The organism is Collinsella aerofaciens, assembly GCF_039758965.1.
GTDB lineage: Bacteria > Actinomycetota > Coriobacteriia > Coriobacteriales > Coriobacteriaceae > Collinsella > Collinsella aerofaciens_BR.
Window position 1 is genome coordinate 36,267 of record NZ_JBDMSL010000008.1, and the last position, 23,447, is coordinate 59,713.

Below are 23,447 nucleotides of genomic sequence, written 5' to 3' on the forward strand. Positions count from 1 at the left end.
GGAAAGGGGACGCTGCGGATTGGTTCCGCGGCGTCCCCTTTGCGTTGGCGTGTCGGTTATGCCTTACAGCTCGTAGAGCGTGGTGAACTTGTCCTGCAGGTAGCTGCAGTAGTAGCGGGCATCGAACGCCATGCCGCACGCGCCCTTGATGAGCTCCGGCGCGTCCTTGGCGCGGCCCCACTGCCAAATGTGCTCGCCCAGCCAGGCGCGGACAGGTGTCAGGTCGCCGCTCGCGCAGGCGCCGTTAAGGTCGACACCGTCGCGGCACATGGCCGGCACAAACATGGCATCGTAGGCACTGCCCAGCGCATACGTGGGGAAGTAGCCAAACGAGCCGCCGCTCCAGTGCGTATCCTGTAGGCAGCCGTGCGTGTCGTCGGGAACGGGAATGCCCAGGTACTCATCCATGAAGCGATTCCAAAGCGCGGGGATATCCTTGGCTGTGGCCTCGCCGGCAAACAGCATGCGCTCGATCTCGTAGCGCACCATAACGTGCAGCGGATAGGTGAGCTCGTCGGCCTCGGTGCGGATCAGCGAAGGCTGCGCGATGTTCACGGCGTGGTAGAGCGTGTCCTCGTCGACGTCGCCGTAGACCTCGGGTGCGTGGCGGCGCAGCACCTCGAGCAGCGGTCCCATAAAGGCACGGCTGCGGCCCACGGTGTTCTCAAAGAAACGGCTCTGGCTTTCGTGGATGCCCATGGAGGTGCCGCCCTCCAGACAGGTGCGCGCATAGGCGGGATTGACGCCCAGCTCGTACATGGTGTGCCCCGCCTCGTGGATGATGCTGTAGACGTTGGAGATGCAATCGTCCTCGTAGATGTGTGTCGCGATGCGCGCGTCACCCACGGCAAAGCCCTCGCTAAACGGGTGCTCGGTAAAGGCAAGCGTGGTGTCGTCCAGGTTCAGGCCGACGAGCTTCATCAGGTCGAAGCTCATGGCGCGCTGGGCGGCCTCGGGCACGCGGGCGTGCAAAAAGTCGGCATCGGGCTGCTGGCCGCGCTCGCCGATGGCGTGCACGAGTGGCACGACCGTTGCCTTGACCTCGTCACAAAACGCATCGAAGCTCTTGGCGGAAAGACCGCGCTCGTACTGGTCGAGCCAAACGTCGTATGGGTCGCGCTTGGGGTCCATAAGCTCGGCCTGATGCTTGAGCTGGCCCACAATCTTGTCCACATAGGGCTCAAAGCTCGCCCAGTCGTTGGCCGCTTTGGCCTTGTGCCACACGGCGTCGGCCTCGCAGGTGAGCCTGGTCCAGGCCTCGGCCTCCTCGGTGGGGATGACGCTTGCCTCGCGCTGGTCGCGGCCGAGCACGCGAATCTCGTCAAGCAGCTGCGGGTCGTCGATCTTTCCGCCGGCGACGGTCTCGCGTGCCAGCGAGTGCACGAGTTCGACAGACTTTTCGCTGGTCAGGAGCTTATGGTGCTCGCCGGCAAGGGTACCCATGGCGTCGGCACGGGCGGCGGCACCGTTGGCGGGAGCAATGGTCGCGCCGTCAAACTCGGCAATCTTGAGCAGGTACTCGCGAGTCCACAGCTTGTCCTCGAGCTTGCGGAATTTTTTAACGGCCTTATCGACCTTCATGCCTTTGGGCGTCTTGCCCGCTGCGGGCTTGGCCTTCTTATCGAGTTTCTTTCCCATACCATATCCTTGATCTCGCGAGCCGAGCGCCACGGATGGGCGCACGGCCAGTTTGCACAGCTACTTGCCTTGTACCCAGCGCGAACAAAACGGAACGCGGCGATGCGCTCGCGAAATGTGTTATCCTATAGCCCAATGCGTTGACGGAGAGGGTTTTGCCCGCCGTGTCGCCGGCAAGAGAGGGAAGGTCATGGGCTGCAAGCCTTCCTGCGGTGGCAAGGGCCAAGCGTTCACTCCCGAGCAGCGACCTCAACGGGCGCGCGGCCGGTGGCAGCGAAGCCCCAGTAGGGAAGCCGTGAGCCTCGCGACAAGGGGCGCAGAGTGGGCACGGCGGGCCAGACATCCGCCGGGTCAAACAAGGTGGTACCGCGGAATTCAACCGTCCTTGGGCAATGTACATGCCCGAGGGCGGTTTTTTGTTACCGAACCGGGCCGCACATCCGCAGCTATCGGGTGCTAGCCGCCCCGGCAAGCGAGATGCGCGAGAGACGAAAGGGAAGACATGAGTCTGATTGATGATCTGGTCAAACTCGAGGAAGAGGCCAAGGAGCTCGTCGCAGGCGCCGATGACGCCGCCAAGCTCGAGGCTGCGCGCGTTGAGCTGCTCGGTCGCAAAGGCCGTATCACCGGCCTGATGCGCATGATGGGCAAACTCGCCCCCGAGGATCGTCCCATGATGGGCAAGCGCGCCAACGAGATGCGCCAGCTGATCGAGGGCATGCTCGACGAGCGCACCACCGAGATGAAGGCCGCCGCCCTCAAGCACGCACTCGAGCACGAGGCCGTCGACATCACGCTGCCGGGCATCCGTCCGCAGATCGGTCACCAGCACCTGATCAAGCAGATCATCGAGGAGGCCGAGGACATCTTCTGCGGCATCGGCTACACCGTCGAGTCCGGCCCCATGGTCGATACCTCCTACTACAACTTCACCGCGCTCAACGCGCCCATGGATCATCCGAGCCGCTCGGCTCGCGACACGTTCTATGTGGTCGACAACAACCCCGGCAGCGTCGCGCATCCCGAGGCTCACGCTCACGGCGAGTCCGACGTGCTGCTGCGCACCCAGACCTCGGGCGTGCAGATCCACACCATGGAGTCGCAGAAGCCGCCCATCTACATGATCTGCCCGGGCACCGTCTACCGTCCCGACACGGCCGACGCCTGCCACCTGCCGCAGTTCAACCAGATCGAGGGCCTGGTCGTCGACGAGGGTATCACCTTTGGCGATCTTAAGGGCACGCTCGACTACTTTGTTAAGTGCATGTTTGGCGAGGACCGCAAGACGCGCTATCGCCCGCACTTCTTCCCCTTCACCGAGCCTTCCTGCGAGGTGGACGTGAGCTGCCACGTGTGCGGCGGCAAGGGCTGCAACTTCTGCAAGCACAGCGGCTGGATCGAGATTCTGGGCTGCGGCATGGTCGACCCCAACGTCCTGATCAACTGCGGCATCGACCCCGAGAAGTACACCGGCTTCGCCTTTGGTATTGGCGCCGAGCGCGTCGCGGCACTGCGCTACGATCTGCCGGACCTCAGAACGCTCATGACGGGCGATATGCGTTTTCTGAATCAGTTCTAGGCTGCGGCTTGCCCAAGCACGGCACCTCGGCGCTCATTCGTCGCTTGCGTACCAAAGTACGCGGCGCTCCTCTTTCGGGCCGATCTGCCGCACTTGGACAACCCTCGCTTTGTAAGGAATGTTCACAAAGTTGAAGTTTCCACCTGCATCTCTTCGCAGGCTTTCAGTATGAAAGGAGAGCTAGATGCGTGTTTCTTACGACTGGCTCAAGACCATGATCGATATTCCGGAGGATCCCAAGACCCTTTCGGACGAATATATCCGTACCGGCACCGAGGTCGAGGCGATCGACACCGTGGGCGAGTCCTTCGACCACGTGGTGACCGCCAAGGTGCTCACCAAGACCCCGCACCCCGATAGCGACCACATGTATGTGTGCTCGGTCGATGTGGGCGACAAGAATCTCGACGCCGACGGCAACCCCGCCCCGCTGCAGATCGTCTGCGGCGCGCAGAACTTCGAGGCCGGCGACCACATCGTCACGGCCATGATCGGCGCTGTGCTCCCCGGCGACGTCAAGATCAAGAAGAGCAAGCTTCGCGGTGTCGTGTCCATGGGCATGAACTGCTCCGCGCGCGAGCTCGGTCTGGGCGGCGACCACTCCGGCATTATGATCCTGCCCGAGGATACGCCCTGCGGCATGCCGTTTGCCGAGTACGTGGGCTCGAGCGACACCGTGCTCGACTGCGAGATCACGCCCAACCGCCCCGACTGCCTGTCCATGATCGGCATGGCCCGCGAAACCGGTGCCATCTTCGACCGCGATTTCCACGTTGAGCTGCCCGCCATCAAGGTCGAGACCGGCCGCGCGACCGACGACGAGCTTTCGGTCGAGATTGCCGACGAGGGCCTGTGCGACCGCTACGTCGCCCGCATCGTGCGCAACGTGAAGGTCGGCCCCTCGCCCGACTGGATGGTCAAGCGCCTCAACGCCCTGGGCGTGCGCCCGCACAACAACATCGTCGATATCACCAACTACGTGATGATGCTCACCGGCCAGCCGCTGCACGCCTTTGACCTCGACACCTTTGCCGAGCGCGATGGCCACCGTCGCGTGGTGGTTCGCGCCGCCCAGCAGGACGAGAAGTTCACGACGCTCGATGGCGAGGAGCGTGTGCTCGACGCCGGCATGGGCCTCATCACCGACGGCGAGCGCCCTGTGGCGTTGGCCGGCGTCATGGGCGGCATGGATTCCGAGATCGAGGACGATACCGTTGACGTGATGGTCGAGAGCGCCTGCTTCAACGCCGGCCGCACCTCGCACACCAGCCGTGACCTGTCGCTGATCTCCGACGCCTCCATCCGCTTTGAGCGCCAGGTCGACGAGACCGGCTGCGTGGACGTCGCCAATGTGACGTGCGCGCTTATCGAGGAGATCGCCGGCGGCGAGGTCGCCCCCGGCTATGTGGACGTGTTCCCCGCGCCCAAAACCATCGACAGCATCAAGCTGCGCCTGGCCCGCGTGCACGCCATCTGCGGTGCCGACATCGAGTCCGACTTTATCGAGTGCTCGCTCACCCGCCTGGGCTGCACCGTCGAGCGCGACGGCGAGGACTTTATGGTCACGCCGCCGAGCTTCCGTCCCGACCTGCCGCGTGAGATCGACCTGATCGAGGAGGTCCTGCGCCTGTGGGGCATGGGTCGCGTCACGGCGACCATCCCGGCTGCCAAGAACCACATCGGCGGTCTGACGCGCGAGCAGAAGCTTACCCGCAAGGTCGGCGAGATCCTGCGCGCCTGTGGCCTCAACGAGACCACGACCTTTGGCTTTGCCGCCCCGGGCGACCTGGAGAAGATCGGCATGTCCACCGAGGGCCGCGGCTGCCCCGTGGTGCTCATGAACCCGCTGGTGGCCGAGCAGACCGAGATGCGCCGCTCGCTGCTGCCGGGCCTGCTGCAGTCTGTGGCCTATAACGAGGCCCACGGCACGCCCAACGTGCACCTGTACGAGGTCGGCAGCCTGTTCCACGGCCGCGAGAACGCCAGCCTACCCAAGGAGACCAAGTCCGTGGCGGGTGTGCTCTCGGGCCAGTGGAGCGAGCAGTCTTGGAGCATGAAGTACCGTAAGCTGCGTTTCTTCTTTGGCAAGGGCATCGTCGAGGAGCTGCTCGCCCAGCTGCGCATCGAGAAGGTTCGCTTCCGTCCCGTCGAGGGCGAGGGCTATGCCTTCCTGCAGCCGGGTCGCGCCGCCGAGGTCCTGTCCGGCGGCACCGTGCTGGGCTGGGTCGGCGAGATTCACCCCGAGGCGCGCGAGGCGATGGGCATCGATGAGGTCGTCGTTGCCTTTGAGCTCGATCTGGACAAGCTGATCAAGGGCGCTCGCAACCAGGAGAACTACCGCGAGTTCTCGCAGTATCCGGCTGTTGAGCACGACCTGGCTATCGTGGTCGATAACTCCGTGACCTGCGAGGATCTTGAGCGCCGCATTACCAGCGCCGGTGGCAAGCTGCTCGAGGGCGTGCGCCTGTTCGACGTCTACCGCGACCCGGTCCGCGTGGGCGTGGGCAAGAAGTCCATGGCCTTTGCGCTTACGTATCGCTCCGACGACCACACACTCACCAGCGAAGAGGTCGAAAAAGCACACCAGAAGATCGTCACCAAGGTGTGCAAGGGCGTAAACGGCGAGGTCCGCGGATAGGTCCTGCACTGGGATATGGGTCGGCGGTGGCTGCCGCCGAGTCCTACGTGACCGCTATGCTCGGTATGAGGCACCGTTGAGCCTGTATATATGACACGCGCATTACATAACGGCGTGCTGCTTTGTCGGCAGTGCGCCGTTTTGCTATGATAGCCCGCGTCGTGTTACGAATTTGACAATACGTAACACTGTCAAGGTGATTTAAGCGGCGTTGCAATTCTGTGCGCCGACAACCGGGAGGCGTACATGCACATTCCAGATAACTATCTGTCCCCGCAGACCGATGCCGTCATGGCGGTGGCGATGGTGCCCGTTTGGGTTCACTGCATCAAGAAGGTGCGTGCCACGCTCGATCGCGAGCATATGGCGTTCCTGGGCATCTGCGCCGCATTCTCCTTCTTGCTCATGATGTTCAACGTGCCGCTGCCCGGCGGCACCACAGGTCACGCCGTCGGCGGCGCGCTCATCGCGCTGCTGCTGGGCCCCGAGGCCGCGGCTATCGCTGTCTCGGTCGCGCTGGCGCTGCAGGCGCTGCTATTTGGCGACGGCGGCGTTCTGTCGTTTGGCGCCAACTGCTTTAACATGGCCTTTGTGCTGCCGTTTGTCGCTGCTATCGTGTTTCGTGCGCTCAACAGCCGTCTGCACGACAAGAGCTGGGGCACCTCGGTTTCTGCCATCGTGAGCGGCTGGGTTGGCCTGTGCCTGGCGGCCCTGTGCGCGGCGGTCGAGTTCGGTATTCAGCCGATGCTCTTCACCAACGCTTCGGGCGCTCCGCTGTACTGCCCCTTCCCGCTGTCCGTGGCTATTCCGGCCATGTTGATCCCGCATATGCTGGTTGCCGGTGTGATCGAGGGCGTGGCGACGGCCGCCATCTACGGTTTCATTAAGAAGACGGCGCCGAGCATTATCGTCGGGCCCGAGGCCGTCGATGGCCAGCTTGCTGCCGAGGGCGCTGCTGCCAAGAAGACCTCACTGGTCCCCACGCTCATTTTGGTCGCCGTGCTCGTGGTGGCCACGCCGCTGGGCTTGCTTGCCACCGGTGACGCCTGGGGTGAGTGGGACGCCGAGGGCGCCGCGACCGCCGTTCAGGAGGCTGGCGACGACAGCCTGCAGGCTTCGGTCGGCCTCGATACCCCGACCTTTGCCGACGCGCTGCCCACGGGTGATTACCTGCAGGCTTATTCCGAGGAGCAGGGTCTTGGCTTTGCCGGTCAGGCTGCCATGTATATCCTGTCCGGCGTGATTGGCGTGGCGGTGCTCACCATCGCATTCCGTCTGATCTCGCTGACGGTCAAGGAAAGCGGTGCTCATGGCAATAGCCGAGCTGCCTAGCTGGCTTGCGACCGAGCAGCGTTACGAGCCCGCGGGGGCTCGGCATCGTGTGATGCAAAAGAATGTCCTGCACCTGGCGAGCCTGCTTGAGCGGGTTCGCCTGGGTGGAGGCGCGCACGAGGGCGGGTCGATGGTCGACCGCGCCCTTTCTTGCGTTTCGGCTCCGGTGCGCCTGGTGGGGATGTTCGTCTGCGTCCTGTGCGTGTGCCTGACGCAGAGTCCGCTGTACCTGATGCTGATGGCGGCAATCGCGTTGGTGCTGGTCGCGGTGCGCCCCGCACGCGGGCTGCGTGCGACCTTTGTACCGGCGCTCGGCGCCACGGGGCTTGCCGTGGTTCTGGCACTGCCTGCCCTGCTGCTGGGCGCGTCTGCCACGGGCGCCATGCTCAAGATCGCGCTCAAGACGTTTATTAATGTGTCGCTGGTGCTGGGTGTTTCGTGGACGCTTACCTGGAGCCGCATGTCGGCGGCGCTCAAAATGCTGCACCTGCCCGACGAGGTTATCTTTACGTTTGATATGGCACTCAAGCATATCGAGGTGCTGGGACGCACGGCGCACGATCTGTGCGAATCGGTCATGCTGCGCAGCGTCGGTTCCGCGCCCGCGGGTTTTTCGCGTACCGACTCGCTGGCGGGTATCATGGGCATGACGTTTATCAAGGCGATGGAATGCAGCCGCGCGATGGACGAGGCCATGCTGTGCCGCGGCTTCGCCGGCGTGTATCCGGCGCCTGCACGGAGCGGCTTTGGCTGGCGCGATGCGGTTTACGCGGCCGGCGTTGCGTTGCTCGCCGTGTTGTGCGCGGTGCTGTAGCGCGGACGGTCGAACCGTCGATGTGAGTAGGGAAGGGCGACGTTTTGGCAAACGATACGAATAACGCGATGGGTGCGAGCGGTGCTGCCGGCACCGAGGTCACGCCGATCATCGAGTTTCGCGACGTGCTGTTTTCCTATGCGGGTCATACGGTGATCGACGGCATTTCATTGCAGGTGAACCGTGGGGAGCTCGTTGCTCTGCTCGGTCCCAACGGCTGCGGCAAGACGACGATCATGCGCCTTATCAACGGCCTTGAACTTGTGGACGCGGGTGCGTATCTGTTTGACGGGCATGCGGTCGATGCGGCATATCTCAAGGATTCCGCGACGGCCCAGCGGTTCCATCAGCGCGTGGGCTTTGTGTTCCAGAATGCCGATGCGCAGCTCTTTTGCGCCACGGTGGGCGAGGAGGTCGCGTTTGGCCCGGCTCAAATGGGGCTGCCGGCAGACGAGCTCGAGCGTCGCGTCCGCGACGCCATGGAGCTGTTCCAGGTTGCCGATCTGGTCGATGCCTCGCCCTATCAGCTTTCGGGCGGGCAAAAGAAGCGCGTGGCGCTGGCTGCCGTCGTGTCGATGAACCCGGATATCCTGGTGCTCGACGAGCCTACCAACGGACTTGACGAGGACTCTTGCGACATCGTGGTCAACTTTCTACTGGCCTATGTTGCTGCCGGTAAGACGGTCTTGATGAGCACGCACCATCAGGATTTGGTACGACGCCTGGGTGCCCGTGCAATCTTTATCGATCGATATCACCATGTGGTCGAGGCGCCGGTATCGTCGTATGGAACCGAGAGCGGCGTTGTGGAATAGTTGCTGCGTGGAGCGTGCGTAGCCGCCCGCGCGGCTTTGCCGTGATGGTATAGTTATCCAGGTTTTTATGGGGGTGGCTATGCCAAGCTGGAACATTCATATCGCTCAGACGGAGCGTTTGCTGGAGCGCACCGGTGCGCTTGCCAATAGCGTGCGCGACCGCAATGCCTTTTTGTTTGGCTGCGTGGTTCCGGATATCTTCGTGGGCTATATGGTCCCTGGCATCGCCGATCCCATCCCGTACCGCATTACGCACTTTGCAAAGCCCGAGCCTATCCCTAAGCCTCGTGAGCATGAGTTCTGGGATACCTATGTGGCACCGTTGCTTAAAAGTTCGCCCACCGGTGCGCCAGCTGCCGCGACCTCGATTGTCGAGGAGCGCGAGCGACTCAATCGGGTGCATTATCCCCAACGTTACAAGGACGCCGAGCCGGTCGCCGGTCCCGGTGCTAGCGAGCTTTCGCTCGCGCCCGATGACGTGGCGCAGTCGCTGCTCGATCTGACGCTGGGCGTTTGGTCGCATCTGGTGGCCGATACCGTATGGAATACGCGTGTGAATCAGTACCTGGAGGCGCACGGCGGCAAGCCGTGCGAGGAATTCCGCATTAAAAAGCAAGGCGACTTTGACTGGTTTGGCAAGACACTCGGCATCGTTTCGATACCGCGCGCGACCGATCGCCTGTATACTGCGGCGACCCGTTTTGGTCAGTATCCCATCCATAAGGAGTATGTGCTCAAGACCATCGGCGTTATGCACGAGATTGTACGCGAAAACCCCGGCGAGTCCGATCATCCGCCGTATCGCCTGCTAACCGAGGAGTTTTTCGATACAACGTTTACCGAGGTCATCGAGCTAACCGAGGCGGGATTTGCGGCTCGCGTCGAATCGCCCGATATGCCTGCGCTTCCCCTGATTGCTAGCTGCTAGCTGGCCGGCTTGGCGGTGAATAGCTCAACCCAATTGACAAGTAGCTCTTGCCGCAGGGTGACTTCGGCGGCGCGCTCCTGTTTGGTCTTTGGGGTGTAGGAAAGTCCAGCCTTTTTATGGATGAGCTCGGCTATGTGGTCGAAGCTCTTCTTATCCTTAATCTGGCCAAAGGTAATTTGGATGACGTCGTAGCCCATGCTTGTGAGTGCGGTGGCGCGCTCGGCATCGGAGAGGCTCGCGGCTTCGCTGTCGTGGGCAGAGCGGCCTTGGCATTCCAGAATGACACCCATGCTGTCGGTGGCGCTTTCGATGAGGATATCGGCGTAGCAGCAGGTTTTGTCATACAGCGAGCGCGCGGCGTCGCTGAGTGGGATGCGCACGTTGTTTGCGATGTTGATGCCCATGCCGCCCTCGTCGCGGGGGAGCGAGATAAGCATGGAGGTCTGTACTTCGAAGGGCGAGGCGGTCTGTCCTGTCATGCGTTCGGCGGCCCAGCGGAGCTGCTTAACACCGCGCAGGCCTGCGGCCTGCTTGGCGAACGCGGCGATATCCGCTGCGGAAAGAAGCGGCGTGCGCTTCCACAGGTTGGTATCCTTGCCGTTGACGTCGATAACCCGCTCCCAGCCGCAGTTGGGTGGAATGAGCTTAAGCGAAATAGCTTCATCAAGTTGCCGCTGCGCTCGTTTGCAGGGTGTATACACAGCAAACGAGCTGCACATCTCATAACACGCCATAAGCAGCTGGTTGCGTGAGACCTGCGTAGCAAGGTTGAGCAGTGTGAACTCGGGCGATGTGACATCAAACCCATGCTCGGTTTGCCTAAACGACCCGGGAGGCGGCTCTTGGGTCAGGAGGTGCGATTTAAACAGGCTTCGCGACCCGGATTGTGCCCGAGTGAATACAATCCTGTGAAGCGGTGCGTGAAGCAGGTCTTTTACAACTGCATGACTTCCGAGGCCGCAACATCTGCGATCCATATTGCCAAGGCTAATGGCAGGGTAAAGGCCTAATATCTGTGGCGGGATACGGTGATAGTAAAAAGCGGATTGACCGCATAGCGTCAGGTCCATGACGTCCTCCTGGTCGAAATATGCTTTTGGACCGTGCGATGCCAGTGTCAATTCGGAAGTATGCGGCAAAATCTAAACCTTGTGAGCAGACCTGGCTTTTGAGGCTAGTTTATCAGGCATTTTGTTGCGAAAAAACGGGGTGTGCTCGGAGGTATCAGAATTTGCCGCATACTTCCGAAAAGCAGGTCAATCCGGCTCTTGCTAAAACGATTTAGCAGCGTCGGTTAAGGTGTGGGTTTGCCACCGGGCGAACACTTTTAGCGCTTGGGACTTTATTCATTGGGTCTCGAAGGGTGGATTTCGCGCTTTTGGTAAAGAAATGAGTGTGTGTTTTGCCGTGCGCCGGCATTGGCACAGAAAAAGGGCCCGGAAGGCTTCGCCTTCCGGGCCCTTTGCGATGCAAGTGTGCTTGCAAGTACGACTTAGCGCACCTGAGCGACGTAAGCGACGTTGGTCGAGGAGACCTTGTCCTCGAGCTGGACGCTCATGCGGGGATCGCCAGCGGTGGCGACGGTCAGGTCGCCGGCCTCGACGTAGCCGAGCTCCTTAGCGGTCTCGATCGCCTTGACGATCGTGCCGTTGACGGTGCCCTGGGTAATCTCGGCCTGGTGCGGGATAACGCCCCAGTACATGATCATCTGCTGGACGGCCCACTCGTGGCGGGAGAACGCGCAGATCGGCATGTTGGGACGGAAGTGCGAGATCAGGCGAGCAGTACGGCCGGTGGTCGTCGGCACGGTGATGCACTTGGCGCCAACGGTGGTGGCCATGTTCACAGCGGACATACCCACAACGTTGTTGACAACGCGGGTGCCGTGAGCGTCAGCCGGAACCTCGAGCGGAGCGTGAGCCGGGAGGTACTTCTCGGTCTCGAGAGCAATGCTGGCCTGCATCTTGACGGCCTCGACCGGGTACTTACCGGCAGCGGACTCGCCGGACAGCATAACGGCGTCGGTGCCGTCGTAAATGGCGTTAGCAACGTCGGCAACCTCGGCGCGCGTCGGGCGCGGGTTCTGCTGCATGGAGTCGAGCATCTGCGTAGCGGTGATAACGGGCTTGTAGGCCGCGTTGCACTTGGCGATGATCTCCTTCTGGATGTGCGGAACGAGCTCGGGCTTGATCTCGATGCCCAGGTCGCCACGGGCGACCATGATGCCGTCGGAAGCCTCGAGGATCTCGTCGAAGTTCTCGACGCCCAGGGCGCACTCGATCTTCGGGAAGATCGTCACGTGCTCGCCGCCGTTCTCGCGGCAAAGCTCGCGGATGCCGCGGACGGACTCGCCGTCGCGGATGAAGGAAGCGGCGATGTAGTCGATGTTCTCGGTCAGGCCAAAGAGGATGTCCTGACGATCGCGCTCGGTGATGGCGGGCAGCGAGATGTTGACGTTGGGCATGTTGACGCCCTTGCGCTCGCCGATCAGGCCGTCGTTCTTAACGACGCAGGTCATGTCCTGGCCGTCGACGGACTCGACCTCGAGGGCAACCAGGCCGTCATCGATCAGGATGAGGGAGCCCTTCTCGACCTCGGAGGGCAGAGCCAGGTAGTCGAGGGAGATGTGCTCAGAGGTGCCGTGGAAATCCTCGGTCGTGGGCTGAGCGGTGACGACGATCTTGTCGCCGGTCTTGACGGCAACCTTCTTGCCGTCGACCAGAAGGCCGGTGCGGACCTCGGGGCCCTTGGTGTCGAGCAGGATGCCGACGGGCATACCGAGCTCCTTGGAAATACGACGGACGCGCTCGATGCGACCGTGGTGCTCGTCGTAGGAGCCGTGCGAGAAGTTAAAACGGGCGACGTTCATGCCCGCCTTGATCATCTCGCGGATGGTCTCGTCGCTATCGCAGGCGGGACCCATGGTGCATACAATCTTGGTGCGCTTGTACATTCAGACCTCCATCTGACATCGTCTTGCGCTGATAGATAAACCATAAGAAATAAAACCGAGTTGATTATAACGAAATGGCGTCCGAATACCCCAAAAAATCGACCGTATGCCGAATTAGAAGTTCATTTTTTGCGGAAAAACGGTATATGCAAAAACTTTACCAACCGTTCTAACCGCTGCTATCTGGGCGATATTTCAATTTGATGATGCGCCGAAGAAAAAACGTTTTATCAGTATTGAGCATCACACGGTCTGCACCGTTGCTTATGGACCATATTTCCAAATGGATTGTTTTGGCTAGACGCGTTGCTTTGGGGTACCATAGCTCCACTATCAACTGCCGCTCAGCACGGCAGCCTTGATGAGCCCTTGCCCTTCTCCTGGGAATTATGATCGGGCATCAATCTGCTGAGTGGCCCGAATCCCAGGAGGGGACTCTATATGCAAAAGGAATACCTGTCCGCCGCGGCGGAGGTGCTCAGCGACCAAGGTGTCGATGAGAACCTCGGCCTGAGCGACGACGAGGCGTCGTCGCGCCTCGCTAAGACAGGCCCTAACAAGCTCGAGGAAGCCGAGAAGACGCCGCTGTGGAAGCGCTTCTTTGAGCAGATGGCCGACCCCATGGTCATCATGCTGATCGTTGCCGCCGTCATCAGCGCGCTCACGGGCATGGTCAAGGGCGAGGCGGACTTTGCCGATGTCGCCATCATCATGTTCGTCGTTATCGTCAACTCGGTGCTGGGCGTGGTCCAGGAGGCTAAAAGCGAGGAGGCTCTCGAGGCCCTGCAGGAGATGAGCGCGGCGCAGTCCAAGGTGCTGCGCGACGGCAAGCTCGTGCACCTGCCGAGCGCCGAGCTCGTGCCCGGTGACGTGATCATGCTCGAGGCGGGCGACTCCGTCCCGGCCGACTGCCGCGTGCTCGAGAGCGCCACGATGAAGATCGAGGAGGCCGCCCTTACCGGCGAGTCCGTGCCCGTCGAGAAGCATGCCAACGTGATCGAGCTCGCCGCCGGCACCGACGACGTGCCGCTCGGCGACCGCAAGAACATGTGCTACATGGGCTCCACCGTGGTGTACGGCCGTGGCCGCGCCGTCGTAGTCGGTACCGGTATGAACACCGAGATGGGTAAGATCGCCGGCGCCCTGGCCGAGGCCAAGGAAGAGCTCACGCCGCTGCAGGTGAAGCTTGCCGAGCTCAGCCGCATCCTCACTATCATGGTTATCGTTATCTGCGTCGTCATCTTTGGCGTTGATATCATCCGCCACGGCGTGGGCAACGTTCTTACCGACCCGACCGCCCTGCTCGATACCTTTATGGTTGCCGTCTCGCTCGCCGTCGCTGCCATCCCCGAGGGCCTGGTCGCCGTCGTGACCATCGTGCTGTCGCTTGGCGTGACCAAGATGGCCAAGCGCCAGGCAATCATCCGCAAGCTCTCTGCCGTCGAGACTCTCGGCTGCACGCAGACCATCTGCTCCGACAAGACCGGTACCCTTACCCAAAACAAGATGACCGTCGTCAAGCACGAGCTCGCCGCACCTAAGGAGAAGTTCCTGGCCGGCATGGCTCTGTGCTCCGATGCCCAGTGGGACGAGGAGCTGGGCGAGGCCGTGGGCGAGCCGACTGAGTGCGCGCTCGTCAACGACGCCGGCAAGGCGGGCCTCACTGGCCTGACTGCCGAGCACCCGCGCGTGGGCGAGGCCCCGTTCGACTCGGGCCGCAAGATGATGTCCGTGGTCGTCGAGACCCTGGACGGCGAGTATGAGCAGTACACCAAGGGCGCGCCCGACGTGGTGATCGGCCTGTGCACCCATATCTACGACGGCGACAGGGTCGTTCCGCTGACCGAGGAGCGTCGCGCCGAGCTCGTGGCCGCCAACAAGGCCATGGCCGACGAGGCCCTGCGCGTGCTGGCGCTGGCAAGCCGCACCTACACCGAGGTCCCGGCCGACTGCAGCCCCGCTGCGCTCGAGCACGACCTGGTCTTCTGCGGCCTGTCCGGCATGATTGACCCGGTCCGCCCCGAGGTCGCCGACGCCATCCGCGAGGCGCACGACGCCGGTATCCGCACCGTCATGATCACGGGCGACCACATCGACACCGCTGTGGCCATCGCCAAGCAGCTGGGCATCGTCACCGATCGCAGCCATGCCATCACCGGTGCCGACCTCGATCGCATGAGCGACGAGGAACTCGACGCGCACATCGAGGACTACGGCGTGTACGCCCGCGTCCAGCCCGAGCACAAGACGCGCATCGTCGAGGCCTGGAAGTCGCGCGATCAGATCGTCGCCATGACCGGCGACGGCGTCAACGACGCCCCGTCCATCAAGCGCGCCGACATCGGCGTCGGTATGGGCATCACCGGCACCGACGTCACCAAGAACGTCGCCGACATGGTGCTCGCCGACGACAATTTCGCCACCATCATCGGTGCCTGCGAAGAGGGTCGCCGCATCTACGACAACATCCGCAAGGTCATCCAGTTCCTGCTTTCGGCCAACCTTGCCGAGGTGTTCTCGGTGTTTATCGCCACGCTCATCGGCTTTACCATCTTCCAGCCGGTGCAGCTGCTGTGGGTGAACCTGGTTACCGACTGCTTCCCCGCGCTTGCGCTGGGCATGGAGGATGCCGAGGGCGACATCATGAAGCGCAAGCCGCGCAACGCCAAGGATGGCGTCTTTGCCGGCAATATGGGTCTGGACTGCGTGGTCCAGGGCCTGATCATCACCGTGCTGGTGCTGGCGAGCTTCTTTGTGGGCGTGTACTTTGACATGGGCTACATCCACATCGCCGATATGATCGCCGGCAATGCCGACGAGGAAGGCGTGATGATGGCGTTCATCACGCTCAACATGGTCGAGATTTTCCACTGCTTCAATATGCGCAGCCGTCGTGCGTCGCTGTTCACCATGAAGAAGCAGAACAAGTGGCTGTGGGCTTCCGCCGCGCTGGCACTGGTGCTGACGGTGATCGTGACCGTGCAGCCGACGCTTGCCGAGATGTTCTTTGGCCCCGTGACGCTTGAGCTCAAGGGCGTTCTTGCCGCGCTGGGCCTGGCCTTCCTGATCATCCCGCTGATGGAGATCTACAAGGCGATCATGCGCGCGGTCGAGAAGGAGTAACGTACCTGTCCGGGCCCTACCGCCTGCGGGGTTTCCACGGGCACGTCCTCGCCGCTTTGCGGCTGCGGGATGTGCCCTTAGGAAACCCCTCCCGGCGGGCGGGCCCTGCGGTATCCTTGCTGGCTTTTCTCCCGTGCGGATGAAAAGGGCTGAGGGAAAGTTTGTGAGCTGGTCGGGCTTTGCCCGGCCAGTTCTTTTTGATTTAAAATACCTGCTCAGTTGTGATTTGTGGTGCTGGGAGGCGCTTGTGGGCAAGGCTAAGGCTAAGGCGAAGAAAAAGACAACGGGGGCGCGGGCTAAGCGCGATCGTCGTCGGAAGCTCGCGACCGAGGCTCCCGTATCTGCTGAGGAGCTGCTGGCAAGCGTGCCGGGGCTTGACGCGCTGCAGGACGTTCCGGCGTTTGATGACCTGCCAGTCGATGAAACCCAGCAGACTGCCTTTGATGATTTCTGCGCACATGCTGAGGAGCCCGAGCAGATGCAGCTTGGCGCCGTGGTGCGCTTAGATCGCGGGTTTCCGCTGGTGGTGACGGCCGACGATACCTTTCGTGCCGAGCATGCCGTGGGGTTTGCCAAGTCGCGCGGCGAGGACGAGGTGCTGCTGCCCGCCGTGGGCGACCGTGCGGCGGTGCGCCGCGCTCCCGGGCACGATATGGGCGTGATTGAGTGCGTTCTGCCGCGCCGTACGAGCTTTGAGCGTTGGCGCGGCCGTGCCCGCGGAGAGCGTCAGGTGCTCTGCTCCAACGTGGATAGCGTGCTAATCGTGCAGGCGCTCGGTGCCGGTGAGGTGCTGCTCGACCGCGTGGCGCGCTCGCTGGTGTTGGCGCTCGACTGCGATGCCGAGCCGGTGGTGGTACTCACCAAAGCTGACCGCTGCGATGCCGAGGAGCTCGAGCGCGATCTGGACCGCGTGCGCCGCCTGGTGGGTCCGGACGTGCGCGTGATCGTGACGTCCTCTGCTGAGGGCCGCGGCCTGGACGAGGTCCGTGTCTGCGTGCCTGCCGGGAGCTGCGCCATGATTCTGGGCGAGTCGGGTGCCGGCAAGTCGACGCTGCTCAATGCACTGCTGGGCCACGATACGTTGGCGACCGGCGGTGTGCGCGAACGCGACGACCAGGGCCGTCACACTACCGTCGCGCGCGTGATGGTGGCGCTGCCGGGCGACGCCGGTGTGATCGCCGATGCCCCGGGCCTGCGCAGCCTACCGCTCGTGGGTCACGAGCGGGGTCTGGCGCGCGCCTTCCCCGAGATTGTCGAGGCATCGCGCGCGTGCCGGTTTGGCGATTGCACACATACCCATGAGCCGGGTTGCGCCGTTCGCGAGGCCGAGGACGCCGGGCAGATCGACAGTCTGCGTCTGGAAACGTTCCAAAACTTGGCGTCATCCATGCGCGTGAGCGCTCAAATGCTCGATCCCGATGTCCATCTGTAATTGATTTTTCCTATGACAGCCGTCTCCCAACTGGTCGGGAGACGGCTTTTTTGCTGCGGAAAAGCCTCGAAACATGCAGTTTGCTGACGTGCTGACCAAAACTTTGCCACGAGCTTGACGGGCTGGTCAGCTTTTGGTCAGCGATTGGTTTGACATCGAAAACCAAGATCGCGATTGCACCGCTTTGCACTCTGACCGCCCAGACAATGGTGGTACGGGCATTCGCCCGGCACTGCCATGAGAGGAGCGGCCGTGAACAAGAGCAAGCGCATCGCCATCAGTCTGGTCGCGGGCGTGCTCGCTGCTCTGCTCTGCATGGTTTACGGCTCGTCGATCCGCTCGCAAGCCGAACAGGTCCAGGCTGAGACCTTGGCCAAGTACGGTGGCGATCGCGTCGAGGTATGCGTCGCGGCGCGCGATATCGATGTGGGCGAGACCCTCGATGAGACCAATGTCATAACCCAGGAATGGCTGACGAGTCTGCTGCCGCGTGACGCGGCGACCGAGCTGCGCCAGGTGCGCGGCGACGTGACGACTTCGCGTATTCCCAAAAACGCCGTGATCTGCAATGTCTACACCAAGGCCGAGAGCCACAAGCTCGAGGTGCCTAAGGGCAAGGTCGCCGTTTCGGTGGCGGTCGATGCCGAGCACTCGGTCGGCGGTGCTACGGGCGTGGGCAGCTACGTGGATGTGTATGTGCAAAAAGACGGCGTAACCGATCGACTGTGCGGCGCGCACGTGATCGATACCAGTGAGGATTCTGGTGCTACGCGCGAGGGCAAGATCGAATGGGTGACGCTGGCAGCTGACCCCGAAGACGTCAAGGAACTGCTGGGAGCCTCGGGCAAGGGAACGGTCAGCTTGACGATTCCCGCCACGGCGCGCGGCAAAAAGAGCGGAGGCGACGAGTGATGAAGGCGATCTGGCTTGCGTGCTGCGCGTGCGGCGATTACGGGCTGTTGCAGCGGGAAGTCGAGGGCCGTGATGCGGGTGCACAGGTGCTTCGCGTGGGTGACCTGGACGGGCTGGTTTCCATGGCTCGGGCGTTTCCGTCGCGCCGCGGGGCTGCCATCATCGCAGCGTCTCTGTTTGATACCGAAGATGTGCGCAAGACTGTTGCGCGCCTGACGGCCGAAGGCCGCGTGAGTCGCGTGGTCGTCTTGATAGAAGCGCTCGATCCGTCGGATATCGAGGGGTTGTTTCGCGCGGGGGCGACCGAGGTCATCGCTGCGCACAGTATATGCGGCAACGGGCGCGCGGGCGAGGGAGCGGTTGATTCCGATCGGCGCATGACGATTGAGCCCGATGCTTTTGTTGATAGGGAACCCGGGGCGCCTCGCGCTACAAGAGGCCCGCGTGTTGATGATTATGGAAAAGCGGAAGCCGAGCATGGTCGGCGCCCCCGGAACCCCCTTGTATGCGATGACGCTGGAGGGCCGGCGCAGCATGCTGGCGACTCCCCGGCTGTAGATATGGGATACGTGCACGGCGTGAATCTGGCGGATGAACTCGACGAAGTTGAGGGCTTTGCCGGGTGCGGCGAGTTGTCGCTGATGCAGCATGAGCAGATTGCGCAGAACGAGCCTGCCTCGCAGACCGAACAAGCTGACATGCCGGCTTGGACGCAGCGTGTAGTTGCGGCGGGGGAGACGGGGACGCTGTCACCGACGCCCGCCCCGCCGCCTCCGATGCCGCCGGCAGACGCTGCCGCTTCGCCGCATCGAGCTCCGGTCGTCTGCGTCATTTCGGGCTCGGGCGGTTGCGGCAAGTCGACGATCGTTGCCACCATGGCACACGCATCGTCGCTGTTGGGCTTGCGTGCCGCCGTGCTCGACCTGGACCTGATGTTTGGAAACCTTTACGACTTGTTAGGCGTCGATGCTCCGCGCGATATGGCGGCACTTATCGAGCCGTCGGCGGCGGGCACGCTCACCGAGCCGGATATCGTAGCCGCATCGATGCGCGTCGCCCCGGGCGTTACGCTCTGGGGTCCCGTCGCGGCGCCCGAGCAAGCCGAGCTCATGGCACGTCCGGTGGAGCTACTGCTTGATGTCCTGCGTCGCGAATCCGACGTGGTCTTTATCGATACCTCGGTCTTTTGGGGCGACGCCATGGCGGCTGCGGTGGCGGCGAGCGACCGTTGCCTGATCGTTGGCGATGCTGCGGTGTCGTCCGCGACATCGGCATCGCGCGTCATTGAACTGGCAAGTCGAGTAGGTGTGCCGCGCACGCGCATGAGCGCCGTGTTCAACCGGTTCGGTGCGCGCGGGGCAGACGAGGACGTCGCCATGCGCTTTGAGATTGCCTGTGCGTTGAGCTCCAAGATTCGTATCGCCGATGGCGGGCAGGATCTCGCCGCGCTCATGGCGTTTGGGCGCGCTGACGAGGCAGTGGGGCAGACCAGCGCTTTTGCGACCAGCGTGCGCGAGGCCACGCGCGAGATGCTCGTGGAACTGGGGTGCGCCGTCGGCCCTTGGAGCGATATGGTCGCCGACCGTGCAACGCGCACCGAACGCCCGCGTATCCGCCTTCCCTGGTCGCGCGAGGGTGATTAGCGATGAGCCTGCAAACGAGGATTAAGACTGCCGGCGCTGCAGCGGCGGCAGCGCCTGTAGATGCGGGGCGTCGCCGCGCGGTGAAACGACGCACTAAGCGCGCCGTGATGGACCGCATGGGTTACGACGAAGTGGCGCGTATCAGCGCCTATGTCGACCCGGTACTTGCCCGCTCGGAATTGCGTCCCGCGGTGGAGGCGGCGCTCAATGTTGAGGAGCCGACCGATCTCGCGACGCCCGAGCGCGAGACCATCATCGACGAGATTTTGGATGACGTGGTGGGCTTGGGGCCGTTGCAGCCGCTCATCGAGGACGACACCGTTACCGAAATCATGATCAACGGCTGCCGCTCGGCTTTCTTTGAACGCGGCGGCGTCTTGTACCCCATCGAGCATGCGTTTGAGGATGATGAGCAGATCCGGGTGCTTATCGACCGCATCATCTCGCCACTTGGCCGCCGTATCGACGAGCGCAGCCCCATCGTCAACGCCCGCCTCAAAACGGGCTATCGCGTCAACGCGGTGATTCCGCCTGTGGCGATTGACGGACCGATTCTCACCATCCGAAAGTTCTCGGACCGTATCTGCTCGCTGGACGAGCTTGTGGGGCTGGGGTCGCTGCCGCTTTGGTATGCGCAGCTGCTGTCGTGCGCGGTGTCGCTGCGACAGGACCTGGCGGTTGCGGGAGGCACGGGATCTGGTAAGACCACCCTGCTCAACGCGTTGTCATGCGAGATCTCCACCGGCGAGCGCATCGTGACGATCGAGGACTCTGCTGAGCTCAAGTTTGCGCATCATCCGCACGTGGTGCGCCTAGAGGCGCGCGAGGCTTCAATTGAGGGCGAGGGCGCGGTGACGATCCGCGACCTGGTGACCAATGCCCTGCGCATGCGCCCCGACCGCATCGTGGTGGGCGAGGTGCGCGGTGCCGAGTGCTGCGACATGTTGCAGGCCATGAACACGGGCCACGACGGGTCGCTCACCACGCTTCATGCGGGTTCCGAGCAGGAGACCGTGGTGCGTCTGACGTTGCTTGCACGTTATGGCATCGATCTGCCGAGCGAGCTCATCGAGGAGCAGATTGCCATGGCGCTCGACGGCATCGTGATGTCCGAGCGCCACGCCGATGGCAGGCGTTTCGTCTCCTCGTATTCGGGGGTGCGTCGCGCCGCGTCGGGCGGCGTAGAGCTCGAGCGCTATGTGACTTTCGATGCCGCCGAGCGCACCTGGAAGCTTGACCGCGAGCCGCCGTTTATCGCAGAAGGCCTGCGGTCGGGGACGCTCACACAAGAGGAGGTGGACGAATGGAGGTCGCTGTGCCCCTCGTCGTAGGGGGTTTGGCAGGGTTTTCTGTTGCGACGGCGTGCGGGGCGGAACCTCGTGTGCCGCAGGTACCGCCGGCGGAGCTGGCGCGTCAGGCGCTCGAGACGGTGGCAGAGAAGCTGCCGCGTGAGCTGGTGGAAAACGATCTGCTGAAAAAGATCGCCCGTTCGTGGGCATCGCTGGCTCCGGCGCGTCGCCTTGGCCTCGCGATCGAGGATGCTTCGGGGCGTTTGGCGTTTCTGCTGCTATCGAGCGGTGTCTGCTGCGTTTTGCTAACGATGGTGTCGTTATCGCCCCTCGGATTTGCCTTGGGACTTGTTGCTCCGTTTGCCGTTGGCGCCGCTCGGGATGGCTTTGAGAGCCGGCGCGAGCAACACGATGCAGAAGAGGCCATGCCCGAGGCGTTTGCCGCACTTTCCATGTCGCTTGCCTCGGGACATTCACTGGCCCAGGGCATGCGCTTTGTGGGCGCTCATGCGCAAGAACCGGTGCATACCGAGTTTTTGCGGGTGGCGGCGGCAATCGATTGCGGCATCTCGGCGACCGACGCGCTCGATGACTTGCTCGTGCGCATCGACGCCCCCGGTCTTTCGCTTGTGACCTTGGCGCTTAAGGTGTCTCAGCGCACCGGTGCTCCGCTTGCCGACTTACTGTCCGAGGCGTCGAGCATGGTGGGGGAGCGCATTGAGCTCAAGCGCCGCCTGGATGTCAAGACGTCGCAGGCTCGCATGTCTGCGCATATGGTCGCGGCGATGCCGGCGGGCATGTGCGCGGTGTTGGCGCTGCTTTCGGCAGATTTTCGTCGCGGTCTTGCGACGCCTGCCGGCGCGGGCGCTGTGGCGCTGGGTCTTGCCCTCAACGCCGTTGCCCTGGTGGTTATCAGGCGCATTATGCGGGTGGAGCTGTGAGCGCCCTGGTTGCAGTTGCGGCTTGCCTGTGCGCTCTGAGTGCATTTGTCGCGACGGGTTTGGATCGGGCGGATGCACGCAAGATCGCAGAGGCCTGCAAGCGCGAGGCGGTGCTGGTCGCTGCCGCGGGTCGCTCGGTGGTCGATGCTCTGACCGCGCGAATGAAGGGCGCGGTTGGAGCGGGCGGCCCGGCGCGAGTATCGCTCGGCGAAGTGTCCGAGATGATCGATGTTGTGCGCTTGGGTCTTTCGGCCGGTCTTTCGTTTGATGCGGCGCTTGAGATTTTCTGCGCCAACCGCCGGTCAGTGCTGGCTCTTCGACTTGAGCGGGCCTGCATGGCATGGCAGGTGGGCGTGGGCACGCGTGAGGACGAGTTGTTGGCCGCCGCACGCGACCTGGACGTGCGAGCGCTCGAGACCTTTGCCATCACGGTGGGGCAGGCGCTCGCTCTGGGTGCCCCACTTGCCGAGACACTGGCCGCTCAAAGTCGCGAGATCCGTGCGGCTCATCGCGCCGCGGTCGAGCGCGAGATCGAGCGTGCGCCCGTCAAGCTGCTGATTCCCACCGGCACACTCATCTTGCCGGCGTTGCTTCTGTCCATATTGGGCCCGCTGTTGGGAGCAGGCGGGATGATGTAGGGAGGAATACATGAACACGATGACTGACGTTGCTGGCAAGGTCTGGAGCTGGGCTGTTTGCCAGTCAATTCGCGCTCGCCAGCATGCCGGGGAGCTGCTGCAGGAGGAGAGTGCGCAGGGCACCACCGAATACGCCATCTTGGTCGGCGTGCTCGTGGTGATCGCCATCATTGCCATTGTCGCATTTAAGGGCAAGGTCCAAGATCTATGGAACGCTATCAGCGAGGGCATCAACAGCCTGTAGAGGGTAGGCGGCCTGTCGGCGCACTGCTGGTGTTTGCCTGTGTGGTTGTGGCGGTGGCAGTGGCGGTTTGGGGGCTAAACGCCGCGCGGCAGCAGCGTCCTGGGGCCGCCTTCGATTCGGGCTCAGATTCGGCGGTGGCGTCTCAAAAAGATGAGATGCGAGATGCGGACGATTCGGATGTCGCTGTCACGGCGCAAACCTTTCTGCGGACGCTCGACAAGCGGTCTGGCACTGCGACGGATTCACCTGAGGACAACGCGATTGCGGTCCGGCTTGCATGGTCCGAGGACCGACCGATGACCGAGGCAGCGGCGGATATGTTACGCGCCTACCGCGAGGTGCCAACGGCTCAGCTCGCCCTGAGCGGCTATCTCGATATTAAGGGTAACGTATGGGGCGCCATTGTGCGCGATGGGCGCGGCTGGGTCGATATGGTGACGGTTGCCGCGGATACTGGCGATGCTTCGTGTCGTCTGCGCGCGGTGCGCCTGGCCCCGCAAACAATAAGCTCAAAGGAGGGGTCGTGAA

18 protein-coding genes are annotated in these 23,447 nt (G+C 62.8%); 15 read left to right on the forward strand and 3 right to left on the reverse strand.

The features are described 5' to 3' along the window. Positions 1-63 precede the first annotated feature (63 nt). Positions 64-1,638, reverse strand: coding sequence for a carboxypeptidase M32 (locus tag ABHU32_RS03650; protein WP_346979002.1), 1,575 nt, complete (start codon positions 1,636-1,638; stop codon positions 64-66). A gap of 502 nt (positions 1,639-2,140) precedes the next feature. On the opposite strand from ABHU32_RS03650, the gene pheS reads away from it, so the two are divergent. The 6 genes from pheS (at position 2,141) to ABHU32_RS03680 (ending at position 9,744) form a co-directional block, all read left to right on the forward strand. Next, positions 2,141-3,217, forward strand: a complete 1,077-nt coding sequence (pheS, locus tag ABHU32_RS03655; protein ID WP_035136801.1) for a phenylalanine--tRNA ligase subunit alpha — start codon at positions 2,141-2,143, stop codon at positions 3,215-3,217. Between the two features lie 184 nt (positions 3,218-3,401). After that, positions 3,402-5,855, forward strand: a complete 2,454-nt coding sequence (gene pheT, locus ABHU32_RS03660; RefSeq protein WP_346979003.1) for a phenylalanine--tRNA ligase subunit beta — start codon at positions 3,402-3,404, stop codon at positions 5,853-5,855. 246 nt (positions 5,856-6,101) lie between these two features. Beyond that, positions 6,102-7,187 carry a cobalt transporter CbiM gene (cbiM, locus tag ABHU32_RS03665; RefSeq protein ID WP_035136804.1) on the forward strand — a complete coding sequence of 362 codons (1,086 nt, stop codon included), beginning with the start codon at positions 6,102-6,104 and terminating at the stop codon, positions 7,185-7,187. Continuing rightward, the gene (locus ABHU32_RS03670; protein ID WP_035136805.1) at positions 7,165-8,001 is read left to right on the forward strand and encodes an energy-coupling factor transporter transmembrane component T family protein; all 837 of its coding nucleotides are present in this window, start codon (positions 7,165-7,167) and stop codon (positions 7,999-8,001) included. The genes cbiM and ABHU32_RS03670 overlap by 23 nt, the downstream gene beginning before the upstream one ends. A 44-nt stretch (positions 8,002-8,045) precedes the next feature. After that, a complete protein-coding gene (locus tag ABHU32_RS03675; RefSeq protein ID WP_052044000.1) occupies positions 8,046-8,816 on the forward strand; it encodes an energy-coupling factor ABC transporter ATP-binding protein in 771 nt (256 codons plus the stop codon). Between the two features lie 79 nt (positions 8,817-8,895). Beyond that, positions 8,896-9,744: a hypothetical protein gene (locus ABHU32_RS03680; RefSeq protein WP_052044001.1), complete on the forward strand. Its 849-nt coding sequence runs from the start codon at positions 8,896-8,898 to the stop codon at positions 9,742-9,744. Here ABHU32_RS03680 and ABHU32_RS03685 read toward each other — a convergent pair. Next, positions 9,741-10,478, reverse strand: coding sequence for a hypothetical protein (locus tag ABHU32_RS03685; RefSeq protein ID WP_138374408.1), 738 nt, complete (start codon positions 10,476-10,478; stop codon positions 9,741-9,743). The genes ABHU32_RS03680 and ABHU32_RS03685 overlap by 4 nt on opposite strands. A gap of 758 nt (positions 10,479-11,236) precedes the next feature. Continuing rightward, positions 11,237-12,697 (reverse strand): pyruvate kinase, encoded by a 1,461-nt coding sequence (gene pyk / locus ABHU32_RS03690; RefSeq protein WP_138374409.1) that lies wholly within the window; start codon positions 12,695-12,697, stop codon positions 11,237-11,239. 441 nt (positions 12,698-13,138) lie between these two features. On the opposite strand from pyk, the gene ABHU32_RS03695 reads away from it, so the two are divergent. The 9 genes from ABHU32_RS03695 to ABHU32_RS03735 all read left to right on the forward strand — a co-directional run bounded on the left by ABHU32_RS03695 (position 13,139) and on the right by ABHU32_RS03735 (position 23,446). Further along, a complete protein-coding gene (locus tag ABHU32_RS03695; protein ID WP_346979004.1) occupies positions 13,139-15,820 on the forward strand; it encodes a cation-translocating P-type ATPase in 2,682 nt (893 codons plus the stop codon). Between the two features lie 478 nt (positions 15,821-16,298). Further along, complete coding sequence (gene rsgA / locus ABHU32_RS03700) at positions 16,299-17,252, forward strand: ribosome small subunit-dependent GTPase A (protein WP_430393427.1); 954 nt, start codon at positions 16,299-16,301, stop codon at positions 17,250-17,252. A gap of 252 nt (positions 17,253-17,504) precedes the next feature. Beyond that, positions 17,505-18,164, forward strand: a complete 660-nt coding sequence (gene cpaB, locus ABHU32_RS03705; RefSeq protein WP_342995957.1) for a Flp pilus assembly protein CpaB — start codon at positions 17,505-17,507, stop codon at positions 18,162-18,164. Continuing rightward, the gene (locus ABHU32_RS03710; protein ID WP_346979006.1) at positions 18,164-19,807 is read left to right on the forward strand and encodes a CpaE/TadZ family protein; all 1,644 of its coding nucleotides are present in this window, start codon (positions 18,164-18,166) and stop codon (positions 19,805-19,807) included. The genes cpaB and ABHU32_RS03710 overlap by 1 nt, the downstream gene beginning before the upstream one ends. Positions 19,808-19,809: 2 nt before the next feature. Then, on the forward strand, positions 19,810-21,138 hold the full coding sequence (locus ABHU32_RS03715) for a TadA family conjugal transfer-associated ATPase (RefSeq protein ID WP_346979008.1): 1,329 nt from the start codon (positions 19,810-19,812) through the stop codon (positions 21,136-21,138). A 50-nt stretch (positions 21,139-21,188) separates the two neighbouring features. Then, on the forward strand, positions 21,189-22,037 hold the full coding sequence (locus ABHU32_RS03720; RefSeq protein WP_346979009.1) for a type II secretion system F family protein: 849 nt from the start codon (positions 21,189-21,191) through the stop codon (positions 22,035-22,037). Continuing rightward, positions 22,034-22,675 (forward strand): type II secretion system F family protein, encoded by a 642-nt coding sequence (locus ABHU32_RS03725; protein ID WP_346979010.1) that lies wholly within the window; start codon positions 22,034-22,036, stop codon positions 22,673-22,675. The genes ABHU32_RS03720 and ABHU32_RS03725 overlap by 4 nt, the downstream gene beginning before the upstream one ends. Before the next feature lie 10 nt (positions 22,676-22,685). Further along, a complete protein-coding gene (locus ABHU32_RS03730) occupies positions 22,686-22,919 on the forward strand; it encodes a hypothetical protein (protein ID WP_006235091.1) in 234 nt (77 codons plus the stop codon). Beyond that, a complete protein-coding gene (locus tag ABHU32_RS03735; RefSeq protein ID WP_346979011.1) occupies positions 22,883-23,446 on the forward strand; it encodes a hypothetical protein in 564 nt (187 codons plus the stop codon). Before ABHU32_RS03730 ends, ABHU32_RS03735 begins: the two co-directional genes overlap by 37 nt. Position 23,447: the final 1 nt, after the last annotated feature.